This window comes from Enterococcus sp. MMGLQ5-1 (assembly GCF_013155265.1).
In the GTDB taxonomy this organism is placed as follows: domain Bacteria; phylum Bacillota; class Bacilli; order Lactobacillales; family Streptococcaceae; genus MMGLQ5-1.
The window spans coordinates 163946-182378 of the sequence record NZ_JABJXU010000002.1; the positions used below are offsets into that span (position 1 = coordinate 163946).

The window sequence follows — 18433 nt, forward strand, 5'->3', positions numbered from 1 at the left end:
TTACACCTCTATCTAGTAAATCTTTTTTATTTCTTAATTTCTACCATTTCAAACGCCTCAATAATATCATCAATCTTGACATCATTAAAGTTTTCAAGCATTGCGCCACCTTCGGTATTTAGTTTAAGCTCTTTTACATCGTCCTTGAAATGTTTCAAGGATGTAAAGCTACCTTCATAAATAACAACACCATCACGAATTAGACGAACACCTGCTTCACGTTTTAAGCGACCACTTGTAATATAAATTCCTGCAATTGTACCAACCTTGGAAACCTTAAAGGTTTCACGAACGATAGCTTCTCCAATGATTTTTTCTTCATATTCAGGATCAAGTAAGCCGTTCATAGCTGTTTCAATTTCTTCAATTACCTTATAAATAATTCGGTGAAGACGAATATCAACTTCATCTGCTTCGGCTTGTACCTTAGCCTGTGGTGTTGGTCTAACATTAAAGCCAATGATAATCGCATTACTTGCTTCAGCCAAGGTTACATCAGATTCATTGATCGCCCCAACAGCCGAATGGACAATTTTTACCCGAACACCCTCTACTTCAATTTTTTGAAGTGATGCTGACAGAGCTTCCGCTGAGCCTTGAACATCAGCCTTGATAATAACATTAACTTCCTTGATTTCACCGTCTTTTAAGGTATCAAATAGATTTTCTAAGGATACACGGCTTGAAATTTTACGATGCTCCATTAACGCACGTTTGGCACGTTCCTCGCCAGCAGCACGAGCAGATTTTTCATCCTCAAAGACCGCAAAGTGATCACCTGCTTGAGGGACATCATTTAAACCAGTAATTTCAACTGGCGCTGAAGGACCTGCATTCTTTTCGCGACGGCCAATATCATTAGTCATCGTCCGGACACGCCCGAAGGTATTACCAACTACGATAGGATCACCAACACGCAGAGTACCTTGTTGAACTAAAAGTGACGCAACAGGTCCCTTGCCTTTATCTAGCTTAGCTTCAATTACTGTACCAATCGCATTTCGTGTCGGATCAGCCTTTAACTCTTCAACCTCCGCTAATAAGACAATATTTTCAAGTAATTCATCAATGTTTTGACCAAATTTTGCCGAAATTTCAACAAAGATAGTCTCCCCGCCCCAGCTTTCAGGAATTAATTCATATTCAGAAAGCTCTTGAATCACACGCTGTGGGTTTGCACCGGGCTTATCAATCTTGTTGACAGCGACAATAATAGGTACATTGGCAGCCTTCGCATGATTAATTGCCTCAATCGTTTGTGGCATTACACCATCATCTGCTGCAACCACCAAAACTGTAATATCAGTAATCGAAGCACCACGCGCACGCATTGAAGTAAAGGCAGCATGTCCTGGCGTATCCAAGAAAGTAATCGGTTTACCCGCAACCTTAATTTGGTAGGCACCAATATGCTGTGTAATACCACCAGCCTCACCGCTCGCAACACGAGACTTACGCAAGGTATCCAATAAGGTTGTTTTACCATGGTCAACGTGTCCCATAATGGTTACAACAGGAGGTCTTTCTACAAGATTATCAGAATTAGCTGTGATTTCATCAAAGAATTTTTCGATATCAGCAATGTCTTCTTCAATCTTTTGCTCAGTTTCCATACCATAATCCATTGCCAGCAATTCAATCGTTTCAGCATCAAGCGATTGATTTTGCGTTGCCATAATACCCATTAAAAATAATTTTTTAACAATTTCAGCAGGCTCACGCTTGATTTTTTTGGCAATTTCAGCAACGGTCATGCCATCCGAGTATACAAATACCTTCGGCAATTCGTGGAATTTACGTGCTGGCACTGCAGGCTTATTACTAGCTGGCTGAAAATTCTTTTTACCTTTTTTACCACGCTTACCTTTGTAATTTTGATTGCCTTGCTGGTATCGATTTTGATTATTATTACGGTTTTGATTAGAATTGCGATTTTGATTATTGTTACGATTGTTATTGCTGTTATTATTACCAACCGTATTATTATTGCTTTGCTGATTGCGATTAGCATTATTATTGGTGTTTCGATTATTTTGGTTCTGCTTGTTGGCAGTATTTGTTTGTTGTCGATTTTGATTATTTTGTGGTTTATTCAAATGATTCGCTTTCTGTTCAGTCCTTTGCTGCTGATTGCCTGAATGATTTTTAGCAGCCTGCTGAGGTTGGGAATTTTTTACTTCAAATTTTGCTGTTGTCTTCTGTGCATGTTTTGGTTGTTCAACAGTCTTCTTTTGATTGACTTGGGGGTTTGAATCAACTTTTTTGGCAATCGTCTTTGCCGGTTTAAAACTATTTTTGATTTGACTTGCCTGTGCCGAATCAACAGCACCCATATGATTCTTCACATCAATACCAAGCTGATGCGCTTTTTCAACCACTTCTTTACTCGCTTTATCGAGCTCTTTTGCGATTTCGTAGATTCTAATTTTTGTCAAATTTTCCACCTTCACTTTCGTAAATTTTGGAAACCAAGCTGTCTGTCGAAGGTAAATACCACTTATAAAGTTTTAAATTTATTGGCAAATCCGCTATCCGTAATCGCGATAACCTTCCTTGCCCGACCAATAGCAGTCGATAATTCTTCAAATTCAAATTCGTTATTAACTGGAACTTGATAATATTTACTTTTATTTTCTATTTTCTTTTTAGTGGAAGGTCCAATGTTCTTAGCTAGAAAAATGTATTTTGCTTTTCCAGCTTGAATTGCTCTTATAACCAATTCTTCACCGCTAACTGTATTACCAGAGCGCTGAGCCATTCCAAGTAGACTTAGTTTCTTATTATTCATCATCATCTTTAAATAATTCTTGACGTGCTTTTAGGTGCGTCACATATTCAATTAATTCATTATAGAATTCATCGCTGACTTTTGCTTCCAAAACACGACTTAAAATATCCTTTTTCTTTGCCATTTCAGCTTCTTTAGGCTCAATACCAATGTAAGCACCGCGTCCTGCTGCTTTTCCAGTTGGATCAATTGCCACAATGCCCTCTTTATTGCGTGTAATACGGATCAATTCTTTTTTAGGCAATTGTAGACCAGATACAACTGATTTTCTTAAAGGAATTTTTCGTTTTGCTTTCAAAGGCTATTCCTCCTCTGTAATCTCAGTTTCGGGTAAATAGTCAACTTCGCTTTCAGGCTTGATATCAATTTTATAACCAGTCACTCTAGCTGCTAAGCGTGCATTTTGTCCACGTTTACCGATTGCTAATGACAATTGCGAATCAGGCACAATAACTGTCGCCGATTTCCCTTGGTCTTCATGTAAAATAACATCAATTACCTTAGCAGGATTTAGTGCGTTGGTAATAAAAATCCTTGGATCCTCATCCCAGGCAATGATATCAAGGTTTTCTCCCTTCAAATCATTGACAATCGTTTGTACTCGATTACCTTTAACCCCAACGATTGTGCCGACAGGATCAACACCTTCAAGGTGGCTTCTAACAGCAACCTTTGCTCTATCACCTGCTTCACGCGCAATATTAACGATTTCGACGGTACCATCAAAAACTTCAGGTACTTCTTTTTCAAACATTCGCTTAAGCAAATCTGGATGAGAACGTGAGACAAAGACCTGAGGCCCCTTACTCGTATTTTCAACCTTATAAACATAAACATTGATTCGATCATGTGCATTATATTCTTCATTTGGCATTTGATCTTTTTTAGATAGCACTGCTTCAATTTTACCCAAATTAACATAGATAAAACGATGATCCTTACGTTCAACAGTGCCTGTTAAAATTTCTTTTTCATATTGAGAATATTCATTATAAATGATTGAACGTTCTTCCTCACGTAAGCGTTGAACAACAACCTGTTTGGCAGTTTGTGCAGCAATTCGACCAAAATCCTTAGGTGTTACTTCAAATTTAATTTTATCGCCCAATTCATAATGCGGATTAATTTTTAAAGCCTCTTCAATTGAAATTTCTAATTGAGAATCAAAAACCTCTTCTGTAACCTCTTTAACGGCATAAACCTTAATCGTGCCACGTTTTTCATTAAATTTAACTTCAACATTTTGTGCCTGACCATAGTGTTTTTTATATGCCGCAACTAAAGCATTTTCTAAAGTTTCGATTACAACTTCTTTTTTGATACCCTTTTCTTCTTCCAAAATATTTAGTGCATTGATTAATTCTTTACTCAATTTCTTTCGTCCTTATCTTAAAATTTAATCGCTAGTCTCGCTTTGGAGATTAGTTTTTTGGGAATCGTTACTGTTTTCGTACGTGTCTTATCAAGATAAGACAGAACAATTTTTTCGTCGTTATTTTCTATCAGGTCACCCTCAAATATTTTCGCACCTTCAATTGCTTGATAGAGGCTGACATGGATATATTGATTAAGTGCGCTTTCCCAATCAGCTGCTTTATTAATTGGTTTCTCAACGCCCGGGGACGCCACCTCCAGCATATAATGCTCTGGAAAAGGATCGGGTTTAATTTGATCTAAAAGCGGTGCAATTTCTTCAGAAATATCTGCCGTATCATTTAATGTGATACCACCCGGTTTATCAATTAATATTCTCAAAATATAATCTTGACCCATTTTTTCATATTCAACTGCTGATAGCTCAAATTCATGCTCCTCAATAATTGGTAAGACAAGCTCTGTCACCAAATTAATTATTTTTTGACTCATACTTCACCTCCAAAACACCTAATAAATCAAACTGCACAGATTTTCCATGATAATACCGCTTTCCTTTTTGACTCCTTCATCAAATAGGAAAAATGCATAAAAAAGTGAGTCGCCTAAAGACCACTCACGTTCATTCTCAACATGTATTTGTATTATAACAGAAATTTTGCTATTTTTCAATGCTTTTCTACCGCTAATAATAATGATTAATACGACGCAGTTTATATAGCAGAAAAAAATAAGAAAATAAATTGTCAATATTAATAATAACAAAAAATAGGAATACTACTCCGTCGGTTAAGACAAGTATTAACTTCTTAACCCACGTCCCTTTTCAATCAATCGCCAGCAAATACTGTATAAAACAATAACGAAAATAATTAAAACAGTGATTGATAAAGAAATTGGAACATCAATTAGACCGAGAAAGCCGTACCTAAATCCAGATATCATATAAACAATTGGATTAATTTTAGAAATAGCCTGCCAGAACGGTGGTAGCATTGAAATTGCATAAAAAACACCACCTAGGTAAGTTAACGGCTGTAAAACAAAGGTTGGAACAATCGATACATCATCAAAGGACCGGGCAAGGATACCGTTTAATAGACCAGCTAGCGAAAATAATATTGCAGTCATCATCAGGGTCACAAAAACAAATAACCATGAATAAACCTGTAACGGTACAAAAAGTAATGATATTATTGTGACTAAAATTCCAACTAGAATACTTCTGCCAACACCACCAATCACAAAGCCCCAAATAATGACATGCGTTGGTACTGGTGCTACTAATATCTCTTCAATATTTTTTTGAAATTTTTGAGAAAAGAATGAGGAAGAAACATTTGAATAGGAGCTCGTGATGACGGACATCATAATTAATCCAGGCACAATAAATGCAGTATACGAGAATCCAGACATTTCCCCAATACGTCCACCAATTAAATTGCCAAAAATAATAAAATAGAGTGATGTTGTAATGACAGGCGGCACCAAGGTTTGTAGCCAGATACGTAAATAGCGATTTGTCTCTTTAATGGCAAGGCTTTTTAATGCCGTAAAATATAAGTTAAACATGTTCAGCCTCCAGAGTATCTTTTTTTTCAGTAATACTTAAAAATAATTCTTCTAATCGATTGGACTTATTACGCATGGAGAGCACCTTAATATTCTGCTTAGAAAGCTGTTCAAATATGCTATTAATGCCTTGATTACGTTCTACCTCTACTACTAAGGTTTGCGCATCTTCAAACGCATGCTTATAATTCACAATTTCAATTGCTTGATGATTAGGCGCTAAATCAAAAATAAACGTCTCAAACTGTAGCTTAGCTAACAAATCCTTCATACTCGTATTCTCAATTAGCTCGCCAGCTTGGATAATGCCAATATTTCGGCAAAGCATCTCCGCTTCTTCCAGATAATGCGTTGTCAAAATAATAGTTGTACCATTATCGTTTAATAATCTTAAATAATCCCACATCTCTCGCCTAAGCTCGATATCAACACCTGCTGTTGGCTCATCTAAGATCAATAAATGCGGCTCATGCATTAATGCGCGGGCAATCATTAAACGTCGTTTCATACCACCAGACAGCATTCGTGCAGGCGAGTTCTTTTTTTTCCACAAGTTCGATTGCTTTAAATATTTTTCACTTCTAACGAGCGCTTCTTTTCTTGAAACACCGTAATAACCAGCCTGATTGACAACAATTTGTTCAACCGTCTCAAAGGGATTGAAATTAAATTCCTGGGGCACCAAACCGATTTGCTGCTTGGCATTAACTAATTCATGATCAATATCATAGCCAAAAACCTTTACTATTCCAGACGTTTTGTTTACAAGTGAGGTAATAATCCCAATCGCAGTTGATTTGCCAGCCCCGTTAGGTCCTAATAAGGCATAAAAATCTCCTTTTTCGACAGTCAGATCAATTCCCTTTAATGCTTCCACGCCAGAATTATATCTTTTCTTTAAATCTTTAATTTCAAGAGCGTATACCATAGAATAACTTTCTCCTTAATCTAAAATAACATTTATCAATTGATTTTAAATCATTTCCCTTAAAGCTAATGCAATAGGCGTACTACCATTAACTACGTCGAAATCCTTTTTGATTGTTTGCTCATTATTCAAAACCTCAATAATCACACTCACAACATCCGCACGAGATACCTCTGAAGCTTCAGTTAATTGACCAATTTGAATATGTCCGGTTGCTTGATTATCTGTTAAACGACCTGGACGAATAATCGTATAGTCTAAGCCTGATTTTTTCAGCCATTCATCCGCATAAAACTTGGCTGCACTATAATAGCCAAGTGACTTTACGGACTCTGGCACATGATTATCATGCCATAGGTTACTTGCAAATGAGCTGATAATGATAAAGCGCTCTATTTTCGACTCCTTAGCAGCTTTCATTGATTTGATGGCACCATCTAAATCAATTAATACTGTTTTATCAGCACCCGTATGTCCACCAGAGCCCGCGGTAAACACAACAGCTTCGATTTTATTTTTAATCATGAGCTTAGAGAGCGAGTCAACAGAGCTTTCCAGATTTCCTAATGCAGTCTCAACACCTTGACTTAATAAAGTTTGATACTGATTCGTTTGACGAACCATCGCTACAGGTGAAAAATTAGAATCACTTTGCATTTCAGATACCAATTGTCGTCCAATCTTTCCATTCGCACCAATAATTAATACACGCATTTATCATACCTCACTTCTTTTAATTCTATTATTCTAATCAAAACTAAAGCCTGTACTATTCTACCATTATCTTGTTATTTTTCATTTTTATCTGGTAAAAAGTAAAAAAAGGCCACTATACAGCCACATATTAATAAATCAAGCATTATACACAATCATAATATTAATACTTAACCTCAAGGTTAAGTCAATAAAAATGATTAATTAATTTTAAATTTATTAATCGATTAATTATTAAATAAATATTCTAAAATCGAATAGCTATTATAAAATCACTAAAGTGACTGCAGCCCAAAAAAGCCCACTAAAACATTAATTAGAAGTTTTAGTGAGTTTTTTATTAATAATAAAATATACATAATTGATTTTAAGAGCGATCTAAGGCTGATTTGCCTTCTTCCAATCTGATAGCCTCTTTTCAGATTGGCGCATTTTATCATGATCATAATCTTCAATTTTTCGGTCCAAACGCTTAATCGTGCTGCCAAGCGCCTCATACTTTTCAATTAATTTTGCTCGCTCATTAACTAAAATTGTTTTTCTATCATCAAGCGTAACATCACCAAGCTGATATAAGGAGGTGTACTGAATCAATGCTTCAACCGAAAGCCCCGAATTTCTCATACATTTGATAAATTCAACCCAATTTAAATCTTCATCTTGATAGTCTCTAACACCTCCATTTTTCCGATTAACTGGAGGAATTAGCCCAACACGTTCATAATATCTTAAGGTTACAGGTGTTAAATCCATCAAATCAGCAACTTTTGAAATATTCATAATCATTTCATCTCCTTAAAAAATTAACTATCTAATTTTTAAATAAAAACTAATATAAATAGTCTACAACTTTAAGGGATCAATCACAAATGTATCAATAAGATGAATACAGAGAATATTGTTTCTTATCAATAAACAATGAACATATTATTACAAAATCACAAGAACAACTTAGCAATTTATTTTAACAATATTTCTTATTTGAACTATTTTATTGCCAATTTTAAACTTAGCCTGAGCCAATTTTTACAATCAGCAAAACTATTACTAATAAAATAATTAGGCAAACTAAACTGCTATTTCTAAACTCTTTTTTTATTATTTTTTGTAATTTTTCTTCTTTTTCCTGCTGAAGCTGCTGTTTAAAATGCTCGTAATTTTGTTTAAAGACCAAAAACAAAAAAAGCAAACCTATTAACAAAGTCAATAATAAAAAGAAAGCAGTCACATGGTTATTAAAAAAAGAAGTATCTGTCGTACGTGGCATCGATATCGCTAGGCACTTTATTACTCATTCTTTCCTTTCGTCATCTTAGTTCGCGTTGGACTGACCCAAGTTCCCTTACCAGCAAAGCCAAGTACTGCCTTGATTGCGGGAATAAAGGTAGTCACAATAGTAATGGCATTCATTTGCCAATACCAGACCATATAACCGGGTGCGAAAATTAAATACTTAAGCTTTGCGCCATGATTGTCTAAGGCTAACGCAGCAACCAGTTGCCAAATACCAACCATTGAAATAAAAGCTGAAAAAATGAAAACCATATCTAATGTATGGACAAGCTCTTCAGTGTTATTTGTTATCATAAAATAAAAGATTTTAATAATTAACCAAAGCGTAAAAATTAAATAATAAAAGCTCCAGATAATGCTGCCTGTTTGATCCAACAGCATAACAATTTTTGGTAAATGCTTAATTGGTCGCCTGAAAATTCGTTTATAATTAGTTAGCCATGCCTCTGTACCACCCTTTGCCCAGCGTTTGCGCTGATTGTAAAGCATACTAAAGGTATTTGGCACATTCATGTAAAACATAATCTCAGGCGCAAAAACAGCCCGCCAGCCGTTAAACTGCTGATCCCATGCAATTGATATATCCTCAGTTGCCCGATCTTGTCGAAAGCCACCACAATCCAAAATTGCAGCCTTTCGATACATTGTATTTGCCCCCGAATAAGCATACATATTGCCTAGAACGCCCATCTGCGACCGTTTAATAACGCCAACAATACTTGAAAACTCAACCGTTTGTGACTTCTCAACTAAAAGTGAGCGATTTTGCACATCCATATTGGCAGTAACGGCCGCAATATTCTGTCCTCCCTGTCTTAGAAAATAATTCATATATTGCCATAAAGCATGACTTGCAGGTACTGTATCGGCATCATTGCTTAAAATATACTCACCCCGACAAAACGAAAGCCCTAAATTAAAGGCATGCGCCTTTCCTTGATTTTTATTGATACGTAACACTCTTAATTTAGGATATTTCATGCTTAGTCGTGCTAAAATTTCGGGTGTCGTATCCTTCGAGCCGTCATCACAGACTAAAACCTCGTAATTTTGGTAATCTAGCTGATTCATCAAATAATCAATTGTTTCTTCAATCATTACCTCCTCATTGTGACATGGAATCATAATTGAAATAAACGGTGCATCTGCTAAAGATAATCGTTTGAAATCGTGCGCTAAATACTTGCCAACATAGAGCGTTCGATAAAATAAACCACCAATTGTCCAAGCAATTGCACCAACAATTGGATACAAAGTAATTAATTGAACAAAAAGGGTTAAAAAACGCATTACTTAATCGCCACCCCTTCTTGTTTAAAAATATCCGTTATCAATGTATCAGAAAAATTTTGCTCGCTATTAACGACATAATACTTGCTTTTATATCTCGAATCCCTTGTACCAAAACGTTCACTATATAATTGCTCTAAAATTCTTTTTCTTTTTTCCAATTTTGCTTCATCATAGGTCATCTGCTGCGGATACAGATACTTTTCTTGATAATTATTTCGAAATAAAAAAATGAGACTGAATACAAGAATAACAGTAAACGCAATCCAAATAAAAGATTTTAAATAGTTTGATAGCTGAAAACCATCAGCATATTGCCAAAAATAAATTGCTGACCAAATTCTTTCTTCTGAAATTGAATTAAATAAAATTAGAATTGGTAAAATTAGGAAAAGACTAAAAACTAAATTTAAAAGGACCTGCCTAAATTTTAACCACCAGTGCCCCTTTTCAAAAAAATCATCTTGGATAAAATTGGTTGTCTGTAAAGAACGTTCATTTTTAAGATTAGGGTTATTTTCCGACTGACACATTAGATTTCTCCTCTCTCTATTTGTTCAAAAAGCTGCTTCTGTTGGGTTAAATAGCTGCTTACTTTTTCTGGCAGCGTTTCTTGTGGCAAGAGCTTTGAATGATAGCCCGTATTATTTAATTCCTGCTTTAATGAATAAATGGCTTCATTTATTGTCAATGCCTGCTCTGTTTCAAAATAACGAATCAGTATTTCAAGCAGCTCGGCAGCTAAAAAATTATCTGGTAGACGAGGCTGTTCGGCGTTTAGCTCATTAAGCAAAGCAGTATTTTCTAAATCTATTTGCTTAAGGTCCGCAATTAATTGACGACGACTAGCTTTTTCAAGCTTAAGCTTGAATAATGAAATTGGAAAATGCTTACTTAGGAATTTTATAGCTAGAAAACAGCATAAATACAAAAAAGTACTGATTATTAATAAGCCAAACAGACGTGTACTCAAATTTACGAATGAAGCATTCTCATTATAGGAAATAATTTCTAGTCGAATTAACCTTAGCCATAAAACGACAATCGGCACTAGAGCAATACTACAAAAAAATGAGGTCTCTTTCGAGCGAATTTTTACCTGAAAAGCTCTAATTCTTTCATTTCGCTCAAAGCTATTTTCCTCTAAACCAATCAAAATTTGCCAAACTGCATAACAATAGTCTAGGTCATTTATTTTTGATTTTGTCAAATTCAGCCTCCTTTACTAGAATGCTGGTTTGCTTGATGGCGTATTTCATCGGCGATAATTTTAGTAAAGCTTCTTGGATTTTTAAACCCATGTTTATAATAAAAGTCCGTATACTCAATTTCATCAACGGTCATCTGATTTTGAATGGCAAGTGAAATAATATCGGCCTGTGCAGCAATTTCTGGTGCTGTCCCCCGACTTTGCATGCCTAATATCCGCCGACTTTCTTTCTCGTAAACTAGCCAAAGCTCATAATATTCATCGCTATTAACATACTGGTCGTGAATAAATACCATTTCACAATCAAACCCCTCTAATCTGGCTTTTTTCAGGGTCAAACCGGTCATGCAAAGCACAATATTGTCAGCAAAATTTAATTTGTAAGTGCCCTGAGACTGATTGAGTTTAATTTTAGGTGCTACTAAATTGACTGCGGCAATTTCTCCCTGACGAATGGCATCGCTAACATGAGGAATGTATTGAGGCTTTTTAACATTAGTTAATCTTGTAGTTGCGCAATCTCCAATGGCAAAAATATCTGGCTGACTCGTTTGCATATATTCATCTACCACAATTGCGCCCTTATCGCCTAATGTGACCTTGTCGGCAACCAAGAAGGTGCTTGGACGAAAACCTGTCGCATAAATAACGCCATCAGCCATCAGCTTACGACCATCCTGAGTATAAACATGACTTATTTTTTTTTGCTTTGTCAAAAGATCCACTGTTTCTTCCTGAATGCTGGTAACGATTGTATCTGTAAAAATTTCAATCTCACGATTAATTAAGGATTTTTGTACCTCAAGTGCGACCGCTTCATCTAGATAGCGATTTAAAATATACCCAGAAGGATGAATCAGTGTTGTTTTTATATGTGCATTTTTCATCAATTCAGCCAACTCCACTCCAACAGCGCCGCCTCCAATAATAATGACACTACGTGATTCATTCATAAATTTTTTAATTTTTTCAGCATCATCCGATTTCTTAATCACGTAAAGCTTATCTCTAAACACGCCTTTCACCAAAGGCAATGATGGATATGAGCCTGTTGCTAGCACCAACTTATCATAGCTTACCTCACCTTCGATATGGTCGACCAAATCAAAGAATAAGAGTGATTTATTTTCACTATCAATATCTAAAATCGCAACCTGCGTCAATACCTCAATGTTTAAACCCTCTAGCTCAGTAGCTGTTGTATAACTCGACATCTTTAAAAAATTAACATTGCCTGACAAATAAAGCGGAATACTTTGCGCAATAAAACCAATTTTTTTTTGCTTCTCGTAGATTGTGATTTCAGCCGTTGGAAACTCTTCTCTTGCTCTTATTGCGCAGGCAATACCTGCATGTGATCCACCGATAATAATTATTTTCATTTTTTCTCCTAATCTTTGAAATAGATAAGCATATTCTACCTTAAATTCTAATTATTTTCAAATTACATTTTAATTTTATTAATAATATTATTATAATTGATAGAAGCGTATCGTAAAACCCTATCTTTACTTAAAGCTATTTAAGCCTATTTCTTTAGATTTGCTAAGCTTTTAAATAAATAAAAAAAGAAACCATTGAAATAACAATAGCTCCTTTTTAATTTATTTTTTTAACTTTTTGACAAAATCAATATTTGGATAGTTATTAATCAAACGATTTAAATGCTTAATGTGTGGACTTCTGATTTTAATATCCTCAATAAATGCCTTAAGTGTTTGCCGATTTTTATGATTGCGATGCTTAAAGAGATTATTAAATCTAAACTCTTTAATACTTTGATTTTCAGCATGATCTGGCAAAGCATTTGCAATTAACACCTTGTCCTTCAAAGAGAAGGATATTGTAGAAACAACATCAGAAGCGAAAAGCAATAACAGAATATAAGCGCCCCAATTATTCGTCATTTCTAAAAAATTACCAATTAAATCATTAATCATTGGATTAATAATTTTAATTAAAAATAAGCAGCCAACTCCCCAAAATAGTGATACTGGAATTGCAACTCGACCCTCAATGTTGAAGGGAATATCCTTATAATCCCAAAGTGTCAATTTAAAGATTTTTTCTAATAAATAGCTTGCAATAAATTCAACAAAGGTCACAATAACGATTACATTAAAATATAGGCTTAGCAAAGGCTCATTACCCTTTGGGGCTAACAGTAAAACAAGTGTCACACCAAAGCCATAAACTGGACAATAAGGACCTAATAAAAAACCGCGATATACAAAATGCTTGGCCTTAAGTGAGCAATAAAAGGTTTCCCAGAGCCAACCGATAAATGAGTAAATAATAAATGACATAAATAATTTTAAAAATAACTCCATAAACCACTCCCATAATAAATAATCAATATTATTAATAATCTCCTTTTTGATTTGGTATTGAGTCTTTGAACTAAGTTTTTAAAACACCTTGGATTACTGTTCAAATACATACCTTTGTCACTAACTACCTCAAATTGCAAACAATTTTCGAAGCGTAAGTGACAAGGACAAAAAGGATATGAATAATCATATCCCATAATTATAAAAAAAGCTCGTTTAAATTGCAAATGTTATCATTAAGCGAGTGCACCCATTGGATCCCAAGGTGTAAGCACTTCTGGTGCTTGCTCAAACTCTAAAAGCTGTTGAGCCGATAAGAATTTTTTATGAATCACGATTTGATAAGTATATTCGTCCATCCATTGATCACTTGCAACGAAAAAGCCCTTATCACCAACCTTATCACCCCAACTGTTTTCGACCTTCCACTTAATTGGCTTTTCATCCACTAAATCAACCCCGGTCAAAACCATAGCATGCGTCATTAAGCTTTCAGAGTAATTAAGTCTTTCGCCTTTGCTTGCTGTAAACTCGATATCCAAAGCAGTCTTAAAATCATAGATATCCATTGACATAATGCCATCTTTTCGATTAGAAAATTGACCAACATCACAGCCAAACCAAACAGATTCTCCTGATTTTAGCTGCTGAATTGCCAAGGCCTTAAATTCTGACATTGGTAAGTTAAGATACTTTACTTCCTTTCCACCAACCACGTTACCCAACAATTCAACGGTAAAGGATTGATGAAAGGGCTTATCCTCAGTAGGTGCATTAATGATGCTTACATAATCATCGAGATTAACGCCAACAAATTTTTGATAGAAATCGGTTGGCGTAATTGCTTCGATGCGATGATATTCACTGTCATCGTCTCGATATTCAAAATCAAAAGTTTCTGGTGGTGTGCCCAAGGCGGCAGAAAGTAAATGATAAACTTCAGTTAATAGCTCTGTCTTAGTCTCGGTAAGCTGTTCGAGGGTGGCCTGTTGACTGACTAAGCGACGCAATCTTTCTGCACCCTGTCTTAATAGCTTATTAAGGTATTGATTTAGCTCACGACTTGACGAAGATGCCACACTTTCCGGATAGATTGACTTGGGTACGACACCATATTTTTGAAAAATAGAAACCATCATATCCCATTGCCCACCATCTTGCTGAGGTGTATCAAGCAAAAATTTGACTGTTCGATCAGTTAATGGCTGATCGGCAGTGCTTAAGATAGCATCAAAGAACCAGTTAGATTTTTCAAATTTATCCCAGAAAAAAGTATAGCTTTGTGAAAATTCAAATTCCTTGAGCTTTAAATTTTCCAAGGCACGATGACGAAAGGTATTCATCGCCGCAAACATCCAGCAACGACCCGATTGCTTCTGGTTGGTAACGGGACCAGTTTTGACATCAACACTAAAAATTGGTAAATTCTCACGATGAGCTGCGGTCTGTTCGATACTATTTAAAATACCGTTTTTTGTGATTGCATTTTCAACTGCACGATACTTGTCGTTTTCTTGGTATTGATTGCTAATATTTTTGATTAAATCCTTAGAAATTGGGTCCATTTTTTCTCCTTTATAGCTTGCCTTAAATATTATTAACTAGTTTTTCTTAACAACTGAAGATTTTAGGTTCATTGCGCCAAAGCCATCGACCTTAGCAGCAAGATCATGCCCGTTATTTTCATCGGCATCAACTAAACGAATATTCTTGACCTTCGTGCCCTTTTTAATTGGCTTAGGCATACCTTTAACTGGTAAATCTTTAATAATTGTTACCGTATCACCATCGCTTAATACGTTGCCGACTGCATCTTTAATCTCAGCAGCAGCTAAATCTTCGGCTTTAAATTCAAATGCGCATTCTGGACAGATAATCAAGCCACTTCCATCCTCATAGGTATAAACTGATTGACATTTTGGACATGCTGGTAAACTCATTATTATTCCCCTTTATAATTAAATTCTTTGGTCAATACTTGCAATTCCTTATAAATTGCTTCGACTTCCGCTAAATCCTTGGCATTGGCCCCACTTGCTAATGGATGACCACCACCATCATGGCGCTTAGCCACCTCATTAATCCTTGGTCCCTTTGAACGCAAGCGGCAACGGTAATGACCGTCTTTTTGTTCAACAAAAATGCCCCAAGTCAATACAGTTTCGATTCGTCCAGGTACACCAACAATCGCTGAGGTTTCATGATCTGCTAATTGAAATTCATCAAGTATCGCCTGTGATAAGATGACCTTGCCAGTACCATATTCATCACAAATTAGATTTTCATAAACATAACCAATTAAGCGGGCAACTTTAACGCTGATACCATCAATCTGCTGATTTAGCTTGGCAAAATCAAAGCCTGTTGAAATTAAGTCCGCAGCTAATTGAAGCGTTCTTGAGGTCGTGGCTGGATATAAAAATCTACCTGTATCGCCAACGATACCTGCATAAAGTAGACGTGCCGCCTCTTGAGTAAGCTTTAGATTCAGTTCTCTTGCCCACAGAGCAATTAATTCACTAGTAGAGCTTGAGGTCGTATCAACCCATAATAAATCACCATAGGGATCATCGTTCGGATGATGATCGATTTTGATCAGGTAAGCGCCATATTGATATTCAGCTCCGCTAATTCTAGGCGTATTGCCTGTATCACAAATAATTACTAATGCATCTTGATAATCTTCAATTTCAACCGAATCCATCACTCCCAAAAAATCCAAATCATTAACTGGTCCTCCTGCAGCGAACACCTTTTTTTCTGGAAAATTGGTTTTAATAAGCGCTTTTAATCCCAATTGTGAGCCTAATGCATCTGGATCTGGATTCATATGCCGATGAATAATGATTTTTTGATATTCTTTTATTTTTGATAAGATTTGTTCAGATAAAGACATATTGATTGTTCCTTCCTAAAAATTGATTGGTTATTGTAATACTGTAAATAAACAATAATAAATAATGATATTTTTATTTCAATTGATAAACAAAGCACAATGCTTTGCCGTTCAATATTGAATTGACAGTCACTTTAAATCCTTGAGACTCACCAACAGCCATTAAATCTGCAACAGTATCATTCCGATAGCCAAACTGGGTATGCGAAAAGTTTTTAAGCGTTTGGTTAGTATAAATTGTATTGATGAAAAGCCCTTTTGCTTTCAGAACTCGCTTAATCTCTTTAAAATTAGGTGCTAAATCATCCCAAAAGTAAGAAACATTAATTGAATAAATCTTGTCGAAACTTTTTGCTGGAAATTTCAATGCTAATATGTCTCCATGTTGAAAGGATAGCCTTCCTTTAGCCACAAATAGCTTATTTCTTCTCATTGCTATTTTTAGGATACTTGGCGAAATATCAATCCCTACAAGCTTAATATCGTACTGCTTGGCGAGTTTATTTAAAACTAAACCGCTACCACAACCAATATCTAAAATTTCATCATTTATTTTGGGAGATAAAAAGGCAATTGTCGCTTCATACATTGGCATATTTTGTTGATTCATAATCGCAGTAATTATTTTACCGCCAAAACCGCTTGGATTAGCAAATTGTTGCGCAATATAACAATTAAGATTCATCGCTACCTCCATCACTGAGCAATACTAACAATTCCACTATTAATTTTTATTTGTTAATTATTCTCCGCAATTTGTAAAATCATAACAGCTTTACTGATAATTTGATATAAATGATAGACCTCAAAGTCAATCGTTGCCGTCCTCCTACTAGTATCAATTACTTTTGGATATATTTCAAGCACTTGGTCTAATTGAGCCGTGTGCAGCCGATAAAAGTTGATTTGCTCAATCAGCGCATTTTTAACAGCTTTTTTATTCATTGTCTTTAAAGCAATATCACTTAAAACCTCTGTCATTACACCTAATGATAAATCCCCAAAAGCATTCATCATTTTGGGCGTTACTTGAATTTGATAGGCGCCATCCTTTTCAACAATCGAATTTAAAATTTGCTCACTTAAGGTTTCCATACCTTGTGGTGCTTTAATGTTAGTGCGCATTGCTGCAATGACTTCTCTTTTTTCAACAATGCCTGCTAAGGTGTAGTCCTGATTAATAACAGGCATCATTTCTAAATCCTCAAAAATCATCTGATGTGAGACACTAGCAACACTCATTGTTTTACGTGCAACAATCGGATTTTTGGTCATGATTTTATCAATGACATCACTTTTTTTCTTGCCTTTTAAGTCGCGCTGACTGACGATGCCAATGACCATAAAATGCTGATTAATTACTGGAAAGCGTGTTTCACCAGTTTTTTTAGCTAGCTCATTAAAATCCTTAACAGACTGCGTGCCACGTAAATAATTAATTCGTTCAAATGGTCGATAAATATCATCAATGACTAAAATTTCTTTTTTTATGAGCTGATCTGTAATCGCACGATTAATCTTACTTGCAACTGTAAAGGTATCAAATTCGGTTTGAATAATTGGAATTTTATGCTGGTTGGCTAAATCAATGACTGCTGTATCAGCTGAAAAGCCACCTGTAATTAGCACTGCCGTTTGATGCTCAATGGCAAATCTTTGAATACCACTTCGATTACCAACAATCATTAAACTATTGGGCGAAAGATAGCTTTTGATTGATTCCTGCTCCATCGCAGCAATTAAAAATTGGCTAAATTCTTGCTTTAAGCCTGCTGCGCCACCTAGCACTTTACCTTCAACAATTTTAACAACCTCTTCAAAGGTCATCTCGTCGATATTTCGTTGACGCTCACGCTCCACTCGGATAGTGCCAACCTGAGGAATCGTTGAAACCAAGCCCTCGTTTTCTGCCGATTTTATCGCCCGGTATGCTGTGCCATCACTAACCTTTAGCTTTCTAGAAACGCTTCTGACTGAAATTTTTTGGCCAATGCTTAAAGACTGAATATAATCAATTATTTCCTGATGTTTTGACATA

Annotated in this window: 19 protein-coding genes; all 19 read right to left on the reverse strand. The window is 35.6% G+C overall.

What is annotated here, in order from left to right:
• Nucleotides 1-26: 26 nt before the first annotated feature.
• Nucleotides 27-2435, reverse strand: a complete 2409-nt coding sequence (gene infB, locus HOY35_RS03730) for a translation initiation factor IF-2 (protein ID WP_172210697.1) — start codon at nt 2433-2435, stop codon at nt 27-29.
• Nucleotides 2436-2497: 62 nt separating this feature from the next.
• The gene (locus HOY35_RS03735) at nt 2498-2788 is read right to left on the reverse strand and encodes a YlxQ-related RNA-binding protein (RefSeq protein WP_172210695.1); all 291 of its coding nucleotides are present in this window, start codon (nt 2786-2788) and stop codon (nt 2498-2500) included.
• Entirely contained in the window at nt 2781-3086 is a 306-nt protein-coding gene (locus tag HOY35_RS03740) for a YlxR family protein (protein WP_172210693.1), read from the reverse strand. The genes HOY35_RS03735 and HOY35_RS03740 overlap by 8 nt, the downstream gene beginning before the upstream one ends.
• A 3-nt stretch (nt 3087-3089) precedes the next feature.
• Nucleotides 3090-4160: a transcription termination factor NusA gene (gene nusA / locus HOY35_RS03745; RefSeq protein WP_172210691.1), complete on the reverse strand. Its 1071-nt coding sequence runs from the start codon at nt 4158-4160 to the stop codon at nt 3090-3092.
• A gap of 17 nt (nt 4161-4177) precedes the next feature.
• Nucleotides 4178-4654, reverse strand: a complete 477-nt coding sequence (gene rimP / locus HOY35_RS03750; protein WP_172210689.1) for a ribosome maturation factor RimP — start codon at nt 4652-4654, stop codon at nt 4178-4180.
• Between the two features lie 309 nt (nt 4655-4963).
• Entirely contained in the window at nt 4964-5734 is a 771-nt protein-coding gene (locus HOY35_RS03755) for an ABC transporter permease (protein ID WP_172210688.1), read from the reverse strand.
• On the reverse strand, nt 5727-6662 hold the full coding sequence (locus HOY35_RS03760) for an ABC transporter ATP-binding protein (protein ID WP_172210686.1): 936 nt from the start codon (nt 6660-6662) through the stop codon (nt 5727-5729). The genes HOY35_RS03755 and HOY35_RS03760 overlap by 8 nt, the downstream gene beginning before the upstream one ends.
• 45 nt (nt 6663-6707) lie before the next feature.
• Nucleotides 6708-7376: an SDR family oxidoreductase gene (locus tag HOY35_RS03765; protein ID WP_172210684.1), complete on the reverse strand. Its 669-nt coding sequence runs from the start codon at nt 7374-7376 to the stop codon at nt 6708-6710.
• Nucleotides 7377-7754: 378 nt separating this feature from the next.
• Entirely contained in the window at nt 7755-8156 is a 402-nt protein-coding gene (locus tag HOY35_RS03770; protein WP_172210682.1) for a MerR family transcriptional regulator, read from the reverse strand.
• 507 nt (nt 8157-8663) lie between these two features.
• Entirely contained in the window at nt 8664-9959 is a 1296-nt protein-coding gene (locus tag HOY35_RS03775; RefSeq protein WP_172210680.1) for a glycosyltransferase, read from the reverse strand.
• Nucleotides 9959-10492 carry a hypothetical protein gene (locus HOY35_RS03780; protein ID WP_172210678.1) on the reverse strand — a complete coding sequence of 178 codons (534 nt, stop codon included), beginning with the start codon at nt 10490-10492 and terminating at the stop codon, nt 9959-9961. Before HOY35_RS03780 ends, HOY35_RS03775 begins: the two co-directional genes overlap by 1 nt.
• Nucleotides 10492-11169: a hypothetical protein gene (locus HOY35_RS03785; RefSeq protein ID WP_172210676.1), complete on the reverse strand. Its 678-nt coding sequence runs from the start codon at nt 11167-11169 to the stop codon at nt 10492-10494. The genes HOY35_RS03780 and HOY35_RS03785 overlap by 1 nt, the downstream gene beginning before the upstream one ends.
• Nucleotides 11170-11171: 2 nt before the next feature.
• Entirely contained in the window at nt 11172-12551 is a 1380-nt protein-coding gene (locus tag HOY35_RS03790; RefSeq protein WP_172210674.1) for an FAD-dependent oxidoreductase, read from the reverse strand.
• A 222-nt stretch (nt 12552-12773) separates the two neighbouring features.
• Nucleotides 12774-13499, reverse strand: coding sequence for a hypothetical protein (locus HOY35_RS03795; protein WP_249641467.1), 726 nt, complete (start codon nt 13497-13499; stop codon nt 12774-12776).
• A gap of 236 nt (nt 13500-13735) precedes the next feature.
• A complete protein-coding gene (locus HOY35_RS03800) occupies nt 13736-15064 on the reverse strand; it encodes a C1 family peptidase (protein WP_172210672.1) in 1329 nt (442 codons plus the stop codon).
• Between the two features lie 36 nt (nt 15065-15100).
• A complete protein-coding gene (locus HOY35_RS03805; RefSeq protein ID WP_213173244.1) occupies nt 15101-15439 on the reverse strand; it encodes a zinc ribbon domain-containing protein YjdM in 339 nt (112 codons plus the stop codon).
• Nucleotides 15440-15441: 2 nt separating this feature from the next.
• A complete protein-coding gene (locus HOY35_RS03810) occupies nt 15442-16395 on the reverse strand; it encodes a bifunctional oligoribonuclease/PAP phosphatase NrnA (RefSeq protein WP_172210671.1) in 954 nt (317 codons plus the stop codon).
• 73 nt (nt 16396-16468) lie between these two features.
• Nucleotides 16469-17080, reverse strand: coding sequence for a class I SAM-dependent methyltransferase (locus HOY35_RS03815; RefSeq protein WP_172210670.1), 612 nt, complete (start codon nt 17078-17080; stop codon nt 16469-16471).
• Nucleotides 17081-17133: 53 nt separating this feature from the next.
• Nucleotides 17134-18432 carry a DRTGG domain-containing protein gene (locus HOY35_RS03820; protein WP_172210669.1) on the reverse strand — a complete coding sequence of 433 codons (1299 nt, stop codon included), beginning with the start codon at nt 18430-18432 and terminating at the stop codon, nt 17134-17136.
• Between the last annotated feature and the right edge of the window lies 1 nt (nt 18433).